Here is a 15166-nt window from a genome sequence, read left to right as displayed (position 1 = left end):
ATTTGGCTTATTAACATTATTCATAATCAATTGTTCACTATTTCAGTTATCACTTGCGAAATCTGTTGGGCATTTTTTAATGATCTAACCTGAGAAAAGAGTTCATCTGCCTGATGATATTCTTTGCGTAAATAACCTAGCCATTGCTTGATTCGAGCAGCATGGTAATGACCAGTATCTCCTTGTTTTTCAAGTTCTGTATATTTTAATAACAGCCTACCAACTTGCTCCCAAGGCATTTTAGATTCATTACATTTAACCACTCGGCTAAGGTTTGGCGTATTTAATGCGCCACGGCCAATCATCACGGCATCACATCCTGTAATTTCAAGGCAGCGCAGTGCGCTCGCATAGTCCCAAATTTCCCCATTAGCAATCACTGGGATCGATAATTTACGGCGGATCTCTCCAATAGCGGACCAATTAATACATTCTGCTTTATAACCGTCTTCTTTCGTTCTACCGTGAACAGTGAGTTCTGTTGCTCCTGCCTGTTGGACCGCATCTGCAATTTCATAAGCAAATTCAGAGCTATCCCACCCTAAACGGACTTTAACCGAAATAGGTAATTCTTTTGGAACCGCTTCACGCATTGATTTAGCAGCTCGATAAATCAAATCAGGTTGTTTCAATAACGTCGCACCACCACCATGGCCATTGACTGTTTTTGATGGACAACCACAATTTAAATCAACCCCCCAAGAGCCTAATTCGACCGCTCGGTTTGCATTTTCTGCTAACCACTGAGGATGCTGCCCTAACAGCTGTACACGGACTAATGTCCCTGAAGGAGTACGGCTCCCATGTTTTAGCTCAGGGCATAAACGGTAAAATGTTTTTGCGGGTAAAAGGGTATCAACCACACGAACAAACTCTGTTATGCACAGGTCATAGTCATTAACTTCACTTAGTAAACAACGAACTAGAGGATCTAAAACCCCCTCCATAGGAGCTAATAAAACGCGCATAAGTGACTCACAAAAAACGTAATAATTCCTGCTTATCATACCGTTTATTTAATTGATAAGCAGGAAAAATTCTAAGGTAGGAGTGACAAGAGACTAGCTTGAAATGATCTTCAAGTTAGTCTAGTCAATGCTATTAACATTAAAAAGAGCGACAAGATTATGGGAGGTTAACTGTCACTACGTCCTTGTTTGACTTTTTTCTGGGCGTTTTTCCATGGAGAACTTGCCCCTTTCACTGAACTCGACTTTGACGATGGGGCACTGCTACGACGAGGCGCTTTGCCTTGATTCCTATCACCAGCAGAACCGCCTGAACGACGTTCATTCCGTTGTGGTGTTTTTTGAATAGGCTCCGCTTTGATGGATGGGTCGGGCTCATAGCCTTCAATCGCCATCAATGGGATCGTTTTTTTCAATAATTTCTCAATATCCTTGAGTAACTTAGCCTCATCGATACATACTAAGGAAACGGCCATCCCAGTTGATTCTGCACGGCCTGTACGGCCAATACGGTGAACATAATCTTCTGCTACATTAGGTAGCTCAAAATTCACCACATAAGGAAGCTGTTCAATATCAAGACCACGAGCTGCAATATCCGTTGCCACTAAAACACGAATATCTCCAGATTTAAAGTCAGCTAGTGCACGAGTACGTGCCCCTTGGCTCTTGTTGCCATGAATAGCCGCAGCTTTAACGCCATCTTTATTTAAATGCTCAGCAAGACGGTTTGCGCCATGTTTTGTACGTGTAAAGACGAGGACTTGTTGCCAATTTTCACGGCCAATCATAAACGAAAGTAACTCTGCTTTTCGTTTTTTATCAACCAGATGTACATACTGGGTGATTTGCTCAGAGGCTGAGTTTCGCGGAGCAACTTCAATAGTCACTGGGTTATTAAGTAGTTTATTCGCCAGTTGTTTGATTTCGTCAGAAAATGTTGCTGAAAATAATAAGTTTTGGCGCTTTTTGGGTAACTTATTAATCACTCTACGAATATCATGAATGAACCCCATATCTAACATACGGTCAGCTTCATCAAGTACGAAAACTTCGACTTGAGAAAGATCTACCGCATTTTGGTGCGCTAAATCTAATAAGCGCCCCGGAGTTGCAATTAAGATATCAACGCCACCACGTAACTTCATCATCTGTGGATTAATACTTACCCCACCAAAGACGACAAAAGAACGAATACGTAAATGACGGCTATATTCTTTTACATTTTCAGCAACTTGCGCTGCAAGTTCCCTAGTTGGCGTCAAAATTAACGCACGAATAGGCTTGCGATCCTTCCCAGCTCGAGGAGTTGTAATAAGCTTTTGTAAAATTGGCAATGTAAAACCCGCTGTTTTACCCGTACCGGTTTGGGCGCTAGCTAGAAGGTCATTTCCTGCAAGCACAGCTGGAATAGCTTGTTGTTGAATAGGCGTAGGGCTTTCATAGCCTAATTCATTAATGGCAAGCAAGATTTCCTCGTTTAACGCGAGGTCTGAAAATGTAGTCAAATTAATTACTCCGGGCTTCACCGCTTCAAATTGAATGTGGCAGTTATGGGGAAGTGAGTCAGAAGAAAAGCGCAAACTGCCGTGCGACACTGTGTAAAATTCTAACATTATTTGCTGATGATAAATATATTAATTTAGTTTGGTTAATAAATTAATATAAAATCTCATCCGTATAGTATATATACTTACATGATACTATGAGATGTCGTTTTTTACTTTTTATAAACACGAAAAGCCATTAAGAGCTAATTAGATGTTATTTAATTCTGAATTTTTAAAGGAATGGTTATGAATACAAGTTCATCGTCAACATTACGTGGAGAAAATGCGAAAATGCAATTGCTTCTCACTGCTGCTGATGTATATGGAGAACAAGGGCTTGATGGCGCTACCACACGCAAAATCGCACAGGCATCAGGGCAAAACATTGCCGCAATTTCTTATTACTTTGGCTCAAAAGAAGGACTTTACTTAGCTGTAGCTCAGCTTATAACAAAAACAATCCGGGACGATTTCTATGATGTTTTTCAAGAAATTGACAACTTTCTAAATCAACCTTTATCAGTTCAAGTCACTGATGATGCACTTGATTTACTCCAAAAAACAGTCATTGCCTATAATCACTTTCAGTTGGAAAAGAAAAATTTAAGTTTTTCTCGCATCTTAGCCCGCGAACAACTCAACCCAACCGAAGCCTACACCATCATCCACGAGCAGGCTTTAGGCCCAATACATTCGCGTCTAAACCGTTTGATTGCCATTTACATTGGTGCGGATCCCAACCATTTAACAACACTGATTCACACACACGCGATCCTTGGCGAAACACTTTCATTTCGTATTGCTCGGGAAACATTATTACGTCAAACCGGCTGGAAACATATTAATGAAAATGAATTTAAAATTATTAATCAAGTTCTTATTGAACATACAAATATATTATTAGCGGGCTTGCGCCATCGCAAACAATATGAAAAGTGATATGATAAAATAATTAAAGTGATTCATTCACATTGATAATAACTAGAGGTTGGTGATTTTATTGCAGCTGGTGCCACACTTCTCCATTAAAAACAGCAGCCTCTAACAACAAATTTGTTTTCATCTCGTGGATTCTTTAAGTAAGGTTAGCTATGAGCAATAAAAACCGTTCTGTTGTTGTTTTCATTATTCTCATATTAATCGGTGCTGCAATTGGTGGTTATTACTACTATCAATCACAGCAGGACAAGACATTAACACTCTACGGCAATGTTGATGTGCGCACGGTAAATCTCGGTTTTCGAGTGTCAGGTAAGCTCAAATCCCTAAGTGTTGATGAAGGTGCAAAAATTATTGCAGGCGAGCAACTTGGTCAACTGGATGACGCTCCCTACATTAACGCATTAAATAAAGCCAAAGGGGTGCGCGACACAGCCAAAGCACAACTTGCTTTAAAAGAAAGTGGTTACCGTACTCAAGAGGTTGCGCAAGTTGAAGCTGAAGTGGCTCAAAAACAAGCGGCTTGGCAATATGCCGACAACTTCTATAAACGTCAGCAAGGGCTGGCTGCCTCCCGCGTTATTTCAGCTAATGATTTAGATAACGCGAAGAACAATAGAAACCAAGCATTTGCAGCCCTTCAAGCAGCAAAAGATAAGCTGAATCAATACCAAAGCGGCTTTCGTCAAGAAGAGATAGCTGCCGCTCGAGGCGAATGGTTACAAGCCGAAGCGGCTGTCGCTCAAGCTGAACTCGACTTACAAGACACCGTTTTAATTGCGCCTTCCTCTGGGACTATTTTAACCCGAGCAATAGAACCGGGCACAATCATCGGTACAGGTAATACCGTATTTAGCGTCACTTTAACAAACCCTGTTTGGGTCAGAGCCTATGTTAGCGAGCCACACCTTGGTGATGCCATCCCCGGTAGAGAAGTTTTACTGTATACCGATAGCCGTCCAAATCAACCCTACCATGGTACCATCGGGTTTGTTTCCCCTACCGCCGAATTTACGCCTAAAAGCGTACAAACACCGGATTTACGAACCGATTTAGTCTATCGATTACGTATCGTCGTCAATGATGCAGATGATGCGTTACGCCAAGGTATGCCTGTGACTATTCAGTTCACTGATAATAAACAGTAAGAGTTTGCTATGAGTGATGATTACAGTATTCACCTATCCAACGTTGAAAAAACTTTTGCGGGCTTGGATACACCTGCCGTTGAAAGCTTAACAATCGATATTCATGGGGGATCTGTAACTGGCCTTGTCGGCCCTGATGGCGCAGGAAAAACAACCTTAATGCGCATGATTGCAGGGCTATTAAAGCCAGATGCAGGAAAAATTAGCGTGATGGGGCTCGACCCCATCGACGACAGTATTGCTATGCGAGCTAGTCTTGGCTATATGCCCCAAAAATTTGGTTTATATGAAGATCTGACCGTACAAGAAAATTTAAATTTGTACGCAGATTTGCGTGGGGTACTCGGCGAAGAACGCCAAAAAACCTATCAGCAATTGCTTTCATTCACCAGCCTAGCCCCTTTTACCGATAGACTAGCTGGTAAATTATCGGGAGGAATGAAGCAAAAACTCGGATTGGCCTGTACATTATTAGGAAAACCCAAGGTTCTTTTACTCGACGAACCTGGTGTCGGTGTTGACCCCATCGCTCGACGCGAACTATGGCAAATGGTTCATACTCTTGCTGATGATGGAATGCTAATTCTTTGGAGTACTTCCTATTTAGATGAAGCTCAGCAATGTAAAAATGTGCTGCTATTAAATAAAGGCAAACAGCTTTATGCTGGCAAACCCGAGCTATTAACTGAAAAAATGGCGGGACGCTCGTTTTTACTTGATGTACCAGCCACACAAAAACGCACTATATTACAAAACGCACTCGTATTACCAGAAACCACCGATGGTGTGATCCAAGGCCAATATATTCGTTTAATTTTGAAGCCGAATGCATCACAGACAAATTTGTTAACCGCATTAAATATGGCAGATGGGAAACTCATTGAGGCGCAGCCTCGTTTCGAAGATGCATTTATTGACTTATTAGGTGGGGGTCCATCTCACCGTTCGGAATTAGCCGCTATCGTACCGCAAATTCCACCTAATCCTGAAGAAACTGTCATAGAAGCACGTAATTTAACCAAAAAATTTGGCCAGTTTGCCGCAACTGACAGCGTAAATTTCCAAGTTAAACGCGGAGAGATTTTTGGTTTATTGGGGCCAAATGGTGCGGGAAAATCGACAACTTTTAAAATGATGTGTGCGCTAATGAAACCCACTGATGGGCAAGCACTCGTTCTTGGGATGGATTTAAAAACGAGGTCAAACAAAGTCAGACAGCACCTTGGCTATATGGCACAAAAATTCTCGCTGTACGGCAACCTGAAGGTGGGACAAAACCTGAAATTCTTTTCAGGTGTTTATGGATTACACCATCAGCAACAAGCCCAAAAAATCCACGAAATGGTTGAGGCTTTTAATTTCAAACCGATTATCAATCAGGTTACTGAATCCCTTCCTCTGGGTTATAAACAACGTTTAGCCCTCGCCTGCTCGTTGATGCATGAGCCTGATATCTTATTTTTAGATGAACCAACCTCAGGCGTTGACCCACTAACTCGTCGGGAATTTTGGCTACATATCAACGGAATGGTTGATAAAGGCGTTACCGTTATGGTCACGACTCACTTTATGGATGAGGCAGAATATTGTGACCGTATAGGGCTGGTTTACCATGGAAAAATTATTGCGGCGGGAACCCCTGATGAACTGAAACAGCAAGTTGCAAGTGCTGAAAACCCTGACCCATCCATGGAAGATGCATTTATTGAGCTCATCATGAATTATGATAAGCAACAGGAGGCACAATGACTTACACCGCTTCTTATTTTTCATGGCGTAGGCTTAAAGCACTCTGCTGGAAAGAAAGTAAACAAATTGTGCGGGATCCTAGCAGCGCTCTTATCGCTGTACTTATTCCATTGATGTTATTATTTATTTTTGGTTATGGTATCAATTTAGACTCAAGTAAATTGCGTGTCGGTATTTTACTTGAGCAACAAAGTTCGCAAGCTCGTGAATTAGTTGATACCTTCACGGGTTCGCCATTTATCGATGCAACTATTAGTAATAACCGCCATTTATTAATCGATAAAATGCAAGCGGGTGAAATTCGCGGTATTGTCGTCATTCCTGTCAATTTTTCAGCCCAATTGCTGCAAAAACAAGGTCATGCCGCAATTCAAGTCATTACTGATGGCAGCGAACCGAATACGGCCAACTTTGTGCAAGCTTATACCCAAGGTGTGTGGCAAACCTGGCTGGTGCAGCAAGGGGTAAATCAAGGCTACCCAACAGATCCATTAATCGAGCTCAATATGCGCTATTGGTTTAATGAAGCTGCAATTAGTCAGCATTTTATTATTCCAGGGGCAATTAGTATCATTATTACTGTAGTTGGTGCTATTTTGACCTCTTTGGTTATCGCAAGAGAATGGGAACGTGGCACGATGGAAGCATTGCTTTCAACCCAAATCACTAAAACTGAATTATTACTTTCAAAATTATTGCCTTACCAAGTGCTTGGGTCTTTTGTGATGGTGTTATGCATGTTTGTCACCACTTTTGTCTTAGGAGTACCTTATCGCGGCTCTCTATTAGTATTATTTGTCATTACCAGCCTTTATTTGGCAACGGCATTGGGGATGGGGTTATTAATTTCAACAATTACTCGTAACCAATTTAATGCAGCGATGGTTGCTCTGAATGCCGCCTTCTTACCTGCCATTATGCTATCTGGGTTTATTTTTGAAATTGATAGTATGCCAGCTATTATTCAAGCTGTGACTTATTTTATCCCTGCCCGCTACTTTGTCAGCAGCTTACAAACTCTCTTTCTTGCGGGTGATATCTATATTGTTTTATTGATAGATTTCCTGTTACTAATCGCTTCTGCAATACTATTTATTGGACTGACGGCACTAAAAACTCGCCGTCGTTTGGATTGAGGTGAAGTTATGTTTTATCGCCTATACACCTTAATTATGAAAGAGCTTCAGTCATTGCTTCAAGAACCACAAACACGGGCTATTTTGATTTTACCCGTGATATTTCAGATGATTTTATTTCCCCTAGCAGCCACGCTTGAGGTCACTAACACCACCATTGCAATTTTTGACCAAGACAATGGTGAGCATTCTATCGAGTTGACTCAACGTCTCGCCAAAGCCAGTGCGTTTTCTCAGGTGTTATTATTGAAGAATGAACATGAAATTCGTGAAACGCTGGATAACCGCAAGGCTCTGCTGGTTGTCCGTTTTGGGCAAAACTTTAGTGCTGATATTGCCAGCCACCATAACGCTAATATGCTGTTACTCCTTGATGGACGTAATTCAAATAGTGCGCAAATTGCCGCAAACTATGTAGCACAAATTGTCACTCAGTACCAACACGAGCTAATACAATCACAGACTCTGCCAAACAACAGTGAATTAATCGTTCGTAATTGGTACAACCCAAATTTAGATTATAAATGGTTTATTGTGCCCTCATTGGTCGCTTTGATAACCACAATCGGGGTATTGATTGTGACGTCCCTTTCTATCGCGAGGGAAAGAGAACAAGGCACCCTGGACCAATTGCTGGTTTCTCCCCTGACCACTTGGCAAATATTTATTGGTAAGGCGGTGCCTGCATTGATAGTAGCGACTGCACAGGCAAGTTTGGTTCTCGTTATTGGGATCTTTTTCTATCAAATTCCTTTTGCGGGCTCCCTACTCCTCTTTTATGCCACCATGTTATTCTATGGATTGTCCTTGGTGGGGTTTGGGTTACTCATTTCAGCGTTGTGCTCAACTCAGCAACAAGCGTTCATTGGAGTATTTGTATTTATGATGCCAGCGGTGCTGTTATCGGGGTACATTTCCCCCGTCGAGAATATGCCAGTTTGGCTGCAACAAATTACTTGGATTAACCCAATTCGCCATTTCACTGAAATCACCAAACAGATTTACTTAAAAAATGCCGATTTTTCAGTTATCTTCCACAGTTTATGGCCATTATTTATCATTACGATAATAACCAGCTCAGTGGCTTATTATTTGTTTAGGAAGAAAATAGCGTGATAAAAAGAAATCATATTCCGCTTTAGAAGTATAATTAATGCTTTGAATAGCAAGCAATCTACTAATATCCAAATCATATTTTAGGGTAGCATTTAGATCAAAAGACCCTTGTTACCAAAGTAACAAGGGTCTTCATTTTTAACGGCTTCTATCCCCTCATTTCATCGCGTTATGAGGAGAGTCACTGAATTTAGCGACGGTCACCGAAAATACGCAGTAACATTAAGAACAGGTTAATGAAGTCTAAATACAGAGACAGTGCCCCCATAATAGAGTATTTACGCATTGTTTCTCTGTCGTCTTCATCAATTTGTGAACCCATTTCTTTCAGTTTTTGAGTGTCATAAGCGGTTAAAGCGGCAAACAGTAAAACACCACCGTAAGTGATCACCCAATACATCATGGTGCTTTGCAGCCAGATGTTAACCAAAGAAGCGACAACAATACCAATCAGTGCCATAAACAGGAAGTTACCCATACCTGTTAAGCTACGCTTAGTGGTATAGCCGTAAAAACTTAATGCACCAAACATCACCGCGGTAATGACAAATGTGCCCGCAACGGACTCACCAGTATACGCAGCAAGAATAACTGAAATTGTTAAGCCGGTGAGCAATGAATAGAGCATAAACATGCCCGTTGCTGCCATGCCACTAATTTTTTGCAGCAAAAATGAAATCCCCATCACTAAACCAAGTTCAGCAATAATCATTCCAAAAAAGAGGATTTTATTGGTTGCAATGGTGTAATACAAACCACTGCTAACTGAATACCATGCAACAAAAGCTGTCAGCAGTAGACCGACTGTCATCCAGCCGTATACTTGCGACATAAATGCCTGAACGCCAGTATTGGCACCCTGGACAAGAGAATCATTACGTTGATCAAACTGACCCATGATGGTTACCCTTTCGCTAAAAGAAAAATCGACGCAGTAAAAATACTGCAATCGGAGAAATTAACCAAAGTCTAACACATTCTTTTGACAATACCATTCAGCAAATTCGTATTTTTTAGCGGAAAAAATGCGATTACCAGCGGTTTGCAGACGCTTCATCAGTTTCTTTCGCCTCCACCCAACGTTCATTTTCAGGTAAGGTTTCTTTTTTCCAAAATGGAGCTTTAGTCTTTAAATAATCCATAATAAATTCAGCCGCTTGAAATGCAGCATTACGATGGGCACTCGTGACCCCAACAAAAACAATTTCTTCACCTGGTTGTAAGGTACCAATGCGGTGGATCACACTGACTCGCTGCAATGGCCAACGTTCTTTTGCTTCTACAACTATATTTGCTAAGGCTTTTTCGGTCATTCCTGGGTAGTGCTCGAGCGTTAATGCCGCAACACTGTCCCCTAAATTATGGTTACGCACTTTTCCTGTGAAAGTCACAACAGCGCCATCACTATCACACTGTGCAAGCCATTGATATTGTTCACCAACACTAAAATTTTCTGTTTGTACTGCAATATGAGTGTTTTCCATATTACCCCCCTGTGACCGGAGGGAAAAAGGCCACTTCATCCCCTTCTGAGAGTGGGTGGTCTAGTGAAACAAATGATTGATTAACAGCGGCAAGTAATTTGCCATCTTCAAGTGCCAACGCCCAGCGATCGCCTTTTTGTGAAAGAGCTTGACGTAAATCTTCCACTTTTTGGTAAGTCTCTGTAAGTTCTAAGCGATCCGTTCCAACTAGCTCACGGACTTGAGCAAAAAATAATACTGTGATCATTATTCCACCTTAAAATGTCCAGACTTACCGCCTGTCTTTTCTAACAAACGAACAGGGCCAATCACCATATCTTTTTGTACCGCTTTACACATGTCATAAATCGTCAAAGCAGCAACAGATGCAGCGGTTAACGCTTCCATTTCGACCCCTGTCTTTCCTGTTAGCCGGCAACACGTTTCAATACGAACACGGTGATGTTCAGATTCCGCTTTCAGGATCACTTCAACTTTAGTTAACAATAGTGGGTGACATAATGGGATAAGCTGCCAGGTGTTTTTTGCCGCTTGAATACCCGCAATACGCGCTGTGGCGAACACATCCCCTTTATGGTGGCTACCATCAACGATCATCGTTAGGGTTGCTGGGTTCATAGTGACATAAGCTTCTGCGCGAGCTTCACGGACAGTTTCAGCTTTGGCTGAAACATCAACCATATGCGCCTCGCCCGACGCATTGAGGTGAGTCAGTTGGGACATATTTTCTCCTGAAATCAAAAAAGGATTAGCCGCCTATTACGGATAAATTTGGTGTAATTCCGCTATCACCCATATGCAGAAAATGGGTTTCTCGTTTATGGTGCAAGCCTCGCTGAATACGGGCTTTTAACGCTTCGTTTTGGTCATCTGCGCCCAATAAATCACGAAGCGGAATGCCATTTTCACCAAATAAACATAAATGCAGATTTCCTAATGAGGAAACGCGTAAGCGGTTACAACTTTGGCAAAAATCTTTTTCATACGGCATGATAAGCCCGATTTCGCCTTGGTAATCTGGATGACTAAAGACTTGCGCTGGCCCATCACTACGAGAACGAGGAAGCATGTACCAACCATCTTCAATTAGACGTTCGCGAATAGTTTCGCCTGAAATATGAAAACGTTGGAAGATATCACTACCATCACCAGTTTCCATGAGTTCAATAAAACGTAATTGAATTGGACGATGTTTGATCCAATTTAGGAATGACTTCAACGCAATGTCATTGACATTTTTCATGAGCACGGCATTGACTTTTACTTTCTCAAAGCCAGCTTCAAAAGCAGCATCAATGCCTTTCATCACCTGAAAGAATTTGTCTTGCCCTGTGATGGCGGCAAATTGACGTGGATCTAAGCTATCAACACTCACATTAATCGCGCTCAGCCCTGCTGCTTTCCATTCTTGCACGTCTCTCGCCATACGATAGCCGTTAGTTGTCACGGCTATTTTTTTGATTGATTCATTTTCATTGATGGCAGCAATAATATCACTGAAGTCTTTGCGCATAGTTGGCTCTCCGCCCGTAATACGCACTTTTTCTGTGCCTAATTCTGCGAATGCCGCACTGATACGACGAATTTCATCTAATGTTAAGAATTCATGACGACCGCTTGGCTTGTAGCCATCGGGTAGGCAGTATGTGCAACGAAAGTTGCAAACATCTGTTATAGAGAGCCGAAGATAGTAAAATTTCCGGTCAAATTGATCGACAAGTTGCTGCATAATCACACCTTTCCAAGTACGGGAGATGCAGACATTTCTATCTTGCACCCTGGTGGCTCTAAGCCACGGCCAGTGCATCATATTCAGTCGTTCAAACTTAGACGCAAAGGCTAGGAGTTTTATTTGGAACCGAGTTACTGATTTTAAACTATAAAATACGTCACTCTGTTCACTTAATTTATGTAAGGATTCTAGCCGATAGAAATTGAAAAAGCGAATCGCAATTCGATATATATCATTATATACAACGACTTACAAAAGATACCATGAGTTCACCGAAGCTATTATTATCACTGACAATTTTCTGTTTTGACTCCCTATAAAACGCATAATTCCATGTTAATTGATTAACATCTCTAACTATTTAATTAAACATTTATTGATATAGATCTAAAATGGGGAGCAAGCTCCCCATCTAATTGTTTACGTTGTAAATACCAACACTTAACGCTTATCAAATCCGTTTTTTCAAATTAAATAATTGGCATATCAATTAAAAATAAATAATAAGGCGCAAAATTTATTAACCAAAACGCCACAGCGTAAAGTATGACGTGTATTTAGAAACGGTACTCTATCCCTCCCGATACCGTTCGTCCTCGGCCTAAGGTATTCGCCAAACTTTCCCCGTAACTAACGACATACGCTCGATTGGTCAAGTTCTCGACATTTCCTCGGATCGTTAAATTGTCAGTTAATGCATAACTTGCATATAAATCAATCAGTGTATATTTAGGCCAGTCGGCTAAGTAAGGGGAATTAGAGCCTGTTGAATAGTCTTGAAAACCAGGTGTAAAGCGAATGACCATTCCCCCATCGAGTTTTCTATCAAACGCTCGCCCTCCTAATGTAAAGGAACCACGGTCACCGGGTAAATTCGCAGCACTACTAAAAATGGCGCTGCTATCACAATCCACATGGTTATTTGATGCTTCATTTGGCTCAACATACCAGTTACCGGGGCCAACGTCTTCGCCATACTTCAATACGCCACCTAACCATGCGGGCCGTGAACAGAATTTATTTTTGCCGATCATGTGGGTAAAGGTCAGGTCTGCATACACAAAACCAGCATCATAATTCAGTTGGTATTCAAACCCTCTAAAACGGGTTGCAACCAAGTTATTGCTGTATGCGGCATTACCAATATTAGGGCTAACCATCCCTGGTTTTTTACGGTCAATTGCTAAATTAATGTAGTTATCCACTCGGGTATCAAAATAGGCAATTTTCGCGACAAATCGGTCTTCTTCAATGAACAATTGCGGATAATTGATGTTCATTCCCACCTCCCAAGCATTTGAACGCTCAGGTTTTAAATACGGATTCGGGAATTGGGTCGAACTACTGTGAGCACTTCCTGTGGTTAACGTTTCTGTAATGGCAGGCGGGCGCCATGATCGCCCATAGCTGGTAAATAATTCCATCCACTCAAGATTAGGGCGTACCGCTAAACGAATATGGGGTGAAAATGCCCCTTCTGAGTTATCAACGTCCCAACTCTCAGTCGTCATAACAACTTTGCAATCACGTAACCGTCTTCCTGTACATGGATTATCTTTAGTATAAGGAAGTACGCCATAACGCATACTGGTTTGTCCTTTGAGAGAATAATGGTCATAACGCATTCCCCCCTCTAATGTTAACCAATCATCGTATTCATAGGTTAAATTAGTAAATAACGAGCTCAATGAACGCTTTCCATCCGGTGTCACGCCACTCGCCGCTTCACGTGTTGAACTACTACTCGCTTTGTCTTGAAAGGTTTCCAAACCATAATGTGCTTTTAATACATTGTTATGGTTAAATTCAACTTCTGAATGGTTTTCAAGCTGTACCCCTACCGTTTTGACTCGCGTGTCCATCTGGTAGCCATTATTATAAATTTGGCTTGTGGAATAGGTGTCTGTGTTGTCTTTTGTATCAACAAAATACACTTTTCCCTTTAACTCAGTGCTCCATGGGTTATCGCTAAATTGGGTGTAATCAAGAGAATAATTTTTGGCGGTTACATCACTGAAACCGCTACTTTTCCACCCTAACTTGTAGGGCCATGTACCACCTAAGTTCGTTAATGTTCCTGCATTTGGCGTGGCCACTTTGGTTTCTAAGTAATTAAATTGCAAACGCTGCTCATCACTGATATTCCAACCGGCTTTTGCCAGATAAGAGGTCATTCTGTAATTACTGTCATTAATGCGAGTGTGCTTTAATTGGTTCGCAAGTTCATCGTAATGTCCGGCTCCATTGTTGACACGTATATTACCAATATTACCGTGAGTTCCCGGTTTATAATCCCCAAGACGCCGTTCACTTGCCGCAAACAGTAAATCCGCTTTTTCATTCCCTAATGCCAGCACACTGCTACCAATAAAGTGCGTATTATTTGACCCTGTACTCGCATGCAATTTTCCTCCAAAGGTTTTATCTTTTGATAAAAAATCAGACGCGTTGACCGTATTGAATGTCGCTACTCCCCCTAAGGTTCCACCACTCCCCATTCCACTCGTATTGCCCTTCTGTATTTCCACTCCAGAAAGCAGTTCTGAATCGATATACATAGAACCATTGCGCTGCCCGTGGCCACTTTTTTGAAAGTTTTGCCGCATACCATCGATATTCATATTCACGCGACCATAATCCTGTATCCCTCGGATATTCACAGATAAGGAAGGGTCTTGCTGGCTAACACTCGAATAGACGCCTGTCGTGAGTTCTAGCACATCGGCTATGTGCTTTGGTGGGCGGTCATCAATTTGTTTTTTACTGATCACACTGACGGACGATGGACTGTTATATACCCAGTCCCCTTGCTGGATCTGGCTTGCTGTGACGGTAATATTGTCTAACTCAATCACTGGATCACTGGTAGCAGGCGCAATACGCTCAATAGTAATCCGGTTATTTTGCCACTGATATTGCACAGGGTTTGAACCGATTAATCGGCGTAGCCCCTCCTGTGGCGTAAAGCTCCCCTTCAAGCCCTGACTTTGTAGACCATTAATTTCTCGGCTCTGAATAATAATTTCTACCTTTGCTTGCTGGGCGAACTGAAGCAAGCTGTTTTCAAGCGAGCCCGCTGCAACAGAAAAGGCGACTTCTTGTTGTGTAGGCGCTACCGCTGGGTTTGCCTGTGCTAGATTAAAGAACGAAAATGCAGGTAACGTAAATAATGCAAGGTGAACACAAAGTGTTGCTTTTTTATAGTGGTGCTTTTTTTGAGTCATTTCCCATCCCTAAAATGATAATGGTAATAAAAATCATAATCACTTAGGTTAAGACGTAGGGATTAGGAAAACCCGTAAATAAATTTTTATAAAAATTATTCATTATTTATCTACATCAAT

Annotated in this window: 13 protein-coding genes and 1 riboswitch; of the genes, 5 read left to right on the top strand and 8 right to left on the bottom strand. The window is 41.6% G+C overall.

The annotated features are described in order from the left end of the window. Positions 1-26 precede the first annotated feature (26 nt). Both dusC and rhlE read right to left on the bottom strand, forming a co-directional pair. The gene (gene dusC / locus M0M83_RS05945; RefSeq protein ID WP_125893374.1) at positions 27-968 is read right to left on the bottom strand and encodes a tRNA dihydrouridine(16) synthase DusC; all 942 of its coding nucleotides are present in this window, start codon (positions 966-968) and stop codon (positions 27-29) included. Between the two features lie 167 nt (positions 969-1135). Beyond that, positions 1136-2476 carry an ATP-dependent RNA helicase RhlE gene (gene rhlE / locus M0M83_RS05940; protein WP_125893376.1) on the bottom strand — a complete coding sequence of 447 codons (1341 nt, stop codon included), beginning with the start codon at positions 2474-2476 and terminating at the stop codon, positions 1136-1138. Between the two features lie 282 nt (positions 2477-2758). Here rhlE and cecR point away from each other — a divergent pair, with 282 nt between their 5' ends. From cecR to M0M83_RS05915, 5 genes are all read left to right on the top strand, one after another. After that, the gene (gene cecR / locus M0M83_RS05935) at positions 2759-3457 is read left to right on the top strand and encodes a transcriptional regulator CecR (RefSeq protein ID WP_125893377.1); all 699 of its coding nucleotides are present in this window, start codon (positions 2759-2761) and stop codon (positions 3455-3457) included. Between the two features lie 152 nt (positions 3458-3609). After that, on the top strand, positions 3610-4605 hold the full coding sequence (gene hlyD / locus M0M83_RS05930) for a secretion protein HlyD (RefSeq protein ID WP_248467839.1): 996 nt from the start codon (positions 3610-3612) through the stop codon (positions 4603-4605). A 9-nt stretch (positions 4606-4614) separates the two neighbouring features. Further along, positions 4615-6354 carry an ATP-binding cassette domain-containing protein gene (locus tag M0M83_RS05925; RefSeq protein ID WP_248467838.1) on the top strand — a complete coding sequence of 580 codons (1740 nt, stop codon included), beginning with the start codon at positions 4615-4617 and terminating at the stop codon, positions 6352-6354. After that, complete coding sequence (locus tag M0M83_RS05920) at positions 6351-7490, top strand: ABC transporter permease (protein ID WP_248467837.1); 1140 nt, start codon at positions 6351-6353, stop codon at positions 7488-7490. Before M0M83_RS05925 ends, M0M83_RS05920 begins: the two co-directional genes overlap by 4 nt. Positions 7491-7499: 9 nt before the next feature. Beyond that, positions 7500-8606 carry an ABC transporter permease gene (locus M0M83_RS05915; protein WP_248467836.1) on the top strand — a complete coding sequence of 369 codons (1107 nt, stop codon included), beginning with the start codon at positions 7500-7502 and terminating at the stop codon, positions 8604-8606. 190 nt (positions 8607-8796) lie between these two features. Here the strand turns inward: M0M83_RS05915 and M0M83_RS05910 are convergent, their stop codons facing one another. The 6 genes from M0M83_RS05910 to M0M83_RS05885 form a co-directional block, all read right to left on the bottom strand. Beyond that, positions 8797-9504 (bottom strand): Bax inhibitor-1/YccA family protein, encoded by a 708-nt coding sequence (locus M0M83_RS05910; protein WP_004256664.1) that lies wholly within the window; start codon positions 9502-9504, stop codon positions 8797-8799. 133 nt (positions 9505-9637) lie between these two features. Then, entirely contained in the window at positions 9638-10090 is a 453-nt protein-coding gene (gene moaE / locus M0M83_RS05905; RefSeq protein ID WP_102138368.1) for a molybdopterin synthase catalytic subunit MoaE, read from the bottom strand. Position 10091: 1 nt separating this feature from the next. Then, entirely contained in the window at positions 10092-10337 is a 246-nt protein-coding gene (gene moaD / locus M0M83_RS05900) for a molybdopterin synthase sulfur carrier subunit (RefSeq protein WP_102138367.1), read from the bottom strand. Beyond that, entirely contained in the window at positions 10337-10813 is a 477-nt protein-coding gene (moaC, locus tag M0M83_RS05895) for a cyclic pyranopterin monophosphate synthase MoaC (protein ID WP_248467835.1), read from the bottom strand. Before moaC ends, moaD begins: the two co-directional genes overlap by 1 nt. A gap of 25 nt (positions 10814-10838) precedes the next feature. Then, positions 10839-11819, bottom strand: a complete 981-nt coding sequence (moaA, locus tag M0M83_RS05890; protein ID WP_248467834.1) for a GTP 3',8-cyclase MoaA — start codon at positions 11817-11819, stop codon at positions 10839-10841. Further along, a riboswitch (molybdenum cofactor riboswitch) is annotated at positions 11809-11948 on the bottom strand. It overlaps the preceding gene by 11 nt. A 431-nt stretch (positions 11949-12379) precedes the next feature. Further along, positions 12380-15046, bottom strand: a complete 2667-nt coding sequence (locus tag M0M83_RS05885) for a TonB-dependent hemoglobin/transferrin/lactoferrin family receptor (protein ID WP_213913447.1) — start codon at positions 15044-15046, stop codon at positions 12380-12382. Positions 15047-15166 lie beyond the last annotated feature (120 nt).

Origin of the sequence: Providencia rettgeri (assembly GCF_023205015.1) — a bacterium.
GTDB lineage: Bacteria > Pseudomonadota > Gammaproteobacteria > Enterobacterales > Enterobacteriaceae > Providencia > Providencia rettgeri_E.
This window is presented reverse-complemented; position numbering and strand designations above follow the sequence as displayed.

What these genes read in the sequence shown, in the direction of transcription:
- dusC (WP_125893374.1), bottom strand. Translation starts at nt 968, where the DNA reads ATGCGCGTTTTATTAGCTCCTATGGAGGGGGTTTTAGATCCTCTAGTT.
- cecR (WP_125893377.1), top strand. Translation starts at nt 2,759, where the DNA reads ATGGTTATGAATACAAGTTCATCGTCAACATTACGTGGAGAAAATGCG.
- hlyD (WP_248467839.1), top strand. Translation starts at nt 3,610, where the DNA reads ATGAGCAATAAAAACCGTTCTGTTGTTGTTTTCATTATTCTCATATTA.
- M0M83_RS05925 (WP_248467838.1), top strand. Translation starts at nt 4,615, where the DNA reads ATGAGTGATGATTACAGTATTCACCTATCCAACGTTGAAAAAACTTTT.
- M0M83_RS05920 (WP_248467837.1), top strand. Translation starts at nt 6,351, where the DNA reads ATGACTTACACCGCTTCTTATTTTTCATGGCGTAGGCTTAAAGCACTC.
- M0M83_RS05915 (WP_248467836.1), top strand. Translation starts at nt 7,500, where the DNA reads ATGTTTTATCGCCTATACACCTTAATTATGAAAGAGCTTCAGTCATTG.
- M0M83_RS05910 (WP_004256664.1), bottom strand. Translation starts at nt 9,504, where the DNA reads ATGGGTCAGTTTGATCAACGTAATGATTCTCTTGTCCAGGGTGCCAAT.
- moaE (WP_102138368.1), bottom strand. Translation starts at nt 10,090, where the DNA reads ATGGAAAACACTCATATTGCAGTACAAACAGAAAATTTTAGTGTTGGT.
- moaD (WP_102138367.1), bottom strand. Translation starts at nt 10,337, where the DNA reads ATGATCACAGTATTATTTTTTGCTCAAGTCCGTGAGCTAGTTGGAACG.
- moaC (WP_248467835.1), bottom strand. Translation starts at nt 10,813, where the DNA reads ATGTCCCAACTGACTCACCTCAATGCGTCGGGCGAGGCGCATATGGTT.
- moaA (WP_248467834.1), bottom strand. Translation starts at nt 11,819, where the DNA reads ATGCAGCAACTTGTCGATCAATTTGACCGGAAATTTTACTATCTTCGG.
- M0M83_RS05885 (WP_213913447.1), bottom strand. Translation starts at nt 15,046, where the DNA reads ATGACTCAAAAAAAGCACCACTATAAAAAAGCAACACTTTGTGTTCAC.